Source organism: Synergistes jonesii (genome assembly GCF_000712295.1).
In the GTDB taxonomy this organism is placed as follows: domain Bacteria; phylum Synergistota; class Synergistia; order Synergistales; family Synergistaceae; genus Synergistes; species Synergistes jonesii.
In genome coordinates this window covers 1-2,325 of the sequence record NZ_JMKI01000017.1, presented here as the reverse complement: position 1 = coordinate 2,325, position 2,325 = coordinate 1, and the positions used below count along the sequence as shown (strand labels likewise).

Sequence of the window (2,325 nt, the reverse complement as noted above, 5' to 3'; positions counted from 1 at the left end):
TGGGCCGTAGGCGCCGCGTTCACGACCAGCGTCGTAAGAAACATGATGGGTACCGGCAGCCTCTTCGCCTTCCCTGGCAGCATGTTCGGCGCGCTCTTCGTCGGGCTGGCCGCGCGCGCTCTGCCGGAAAAATACAAATTTTGCGCCGCCTGCGCCGAGCCGGCCGGCACAGGCATAGTCGGAGCGTGGGTCGCGGCGAAGATACTAGGCCCGGCTATCGGGAAAAGCGTCGGATTTTTATTTTTCTCGGGCTCATTCCTCATGAGCTGCGTCCCCGGCGCGCTGATCGGCGCCGTGCTGCTCTGCTGCCTGCAAAAGAGAATGGCGCTCACTAAGACCTTCGGCGCTCTGATATAGCGCTCTCCTCCGAAACGGCCGAGCCGCGGGGCGACAAAAGTCGTGTCAATAACCAGAGAAAATGTCACTCTAATTGTTCTGAGAAAATGTCACCCCCTCCCTGTTTGTGTGTTATTATATATAGCAGGTTTGATTTTAAATCCACCCCGCCAGGGGTGGTCCGAAGCAGGCTTGTGTGGTGACACAACGCCTGCTTTCTTTTTCACGCCTACATCGATCGCTTTTTGCGCCCTAAACACCTTCTTCATTAGGACTGGCATGCCGTTTTGTATGACGTAAACGGCCCCGTCAAAGGTTTCCCTGACTTCCAGTATTCTTCCACGAACAAATACGGGGCTCTTTTCATCCTCTGGAGTATATATCTCCCCTTTGTATGATATGGTATTCCCCCCGCCGGCCCTTCTCGTGTCCCTTATGGAGAAAACAAGTCCGAGATCGATGCTTCTGTCAAAAGGCATGCAGGCGCTACCGTCCTCATGCGGCAGCACTGCAAACCTGCGGTTATAGTCGCTGATAAAACCTTCCGCTATCATCTTATTAGCGTCAGCGATGTTTGTGATGGATGAAAACCTCAATTCGGCGATGAGCCTGTCCTGAAATGTATTCCAGAGCCTTTCTATACGTCCCTTGGCCTGAGGGCTGTGCGCCGTTATCTGCTTTATACCAAGCTCATACAGCGCCTTGCCAAAGTTTGACAGCGGCAGCTCCGTTCCGCTCAAAATCTCATCGTCGGTCAACTCCTTGGGCGAACGGAATATAGTATGGCGGTCGCTGTATATGGACAGAGGCAATCCATATGCAAGCATCCCTTGTTCCAGCGCCGCGGCATAGCCGCGCATACATTCAGTTTCAGTAAAGAACGCCCCTGTAACGACCCCTGTCGCATCGTCTATATATGCGTGCAAAGTTGCATATCCGTGTTCTTCACCAAACCACTTGTGTCTGCTTGCATCGGTCTGCCACATAATACCGGCGGTCGTCTTCCTTGGACACGGCCGGTGCTGTTTTGCTTTATGCTTCACTGCCTTCTTGCTCTTTATACCAGCTCCTTTAAGCACACGGAACACCGAAGAACGGCTCACAGACATTCCCTCCGCTTCGTTCAGGCGTTCAGTGAAATGAGAGAAATTATAGTCAAAATACTTCCCCTCAAACAGCTCGACAATCCTCGTTTTAACCTCATCTGAAAGAGCGTGCCTCGGCTTCCGTCCCGCGTTTCCATGCACCATCCCCCTTGCGCCGTTTCTGGCAAAGCTGGCTTTTAGCCTTATGATTTGTCTTATAGAAATACCAAGCTGTTCAGATGCCTCCCCATTAGTCACTAAGCCTGATGACGCGGCTCCTATAATCCTTACCCTTCTCGCTTCATCGTTTGTCATACTCATCATGATCTGCCTCATAGTGACATTATCTCAGAACGATTAGAGGGTGACATTATCACAGAACAACAACAAAAATCGTCTATAGTCTGTTGAGAAAATATAACGTTTATGATACAATTCATATACAAACCAACACGCATAAAGCGAGGGATGAAAATGCCTAAAACAGAAATACTTCATATAAGAGTGGAGCCCGAAATAAAACAGATGGCCGATCAGACTTGCCGTGATTGAGGCCTCACCACAGCCTTCGCCGTGAACGTCTTCCTCCGCGAATCCATCGGCGCCGGCAGTTTCCCATGTTCCGTGCGGCGCAGGTTCAGCAATGAGACACTTGAAGCCATGGAAGAAGCGTGGCGTCTGGCACGCGACCCCGATGCTAAAACTTATCACTCAATGGAAGAAATAATAGCGGAGCTGGAATCCGATGACTAATAAATACGCCGTCATCTGGCAGCAACAATTCAAAAAAGACTTTAAAGCCGCAAAACGCCAGAGAAAAGATCATACGCTTTTGCTCGACGTCATTGAAATGCTAGCCAACGACATACCGTTGCCGCCAAGACATGACGACCACGCCCTCGCG

3 protein-coding genes are annotated in these 2,325 nt (G+C 50.8%); 2 read left to right on the top strand and 1 reads right to left on the bottom strand.

The genetic code is table 11. From position 1 onward, the window contains the following. Positions 1 to 357: energy coupling factor transporter S component ThiW (locus tag EH55_RS04565; RefSeq protein WP_037975203.1), on the top strand; the 357-nt coding region annotated here is incomplete at its 5' end. 89 nt (positions 358 to 446) lie between these two features. Here EH55_RS04565 and EH55_RS04560 read toward each other — a convergent pair. Next, positions 447 to 1,757, bottom strand: a complete 1,311-nt coding sequence (locus tag EH55_RS04560) for an ISNCY family transposase (RefSeq protein WP_152550717.1) — start codon at positions 1,755 to 1,757, stop codon at positions 447 to 449. Between the two features lie 409 nt (positions 1,758 to 2,166). On the opposite strand from EH55_RS04560, the gene EH55_RS14855 reads away from it, so the two are divergent. After that, a partial coding sequence (locus EH55_RS14855; protein WP_152550716.1) for a type II toxin-antitoxin system RelE/ParE family toxin occupies positions 2,167 to 2,325 on the top strand: 159 nt, incomplete at its 3' end.

Bases quoted from the DNA above. Each gene is read 5' to 3' on its own strand.
- EH55_RS04560 (WP_152550717.1), bottom strand. From the start codon at position 1,757: ATGAGGCAGATCATGATGAGTATGACAAACGATGAAGCGAGAAGGGTA.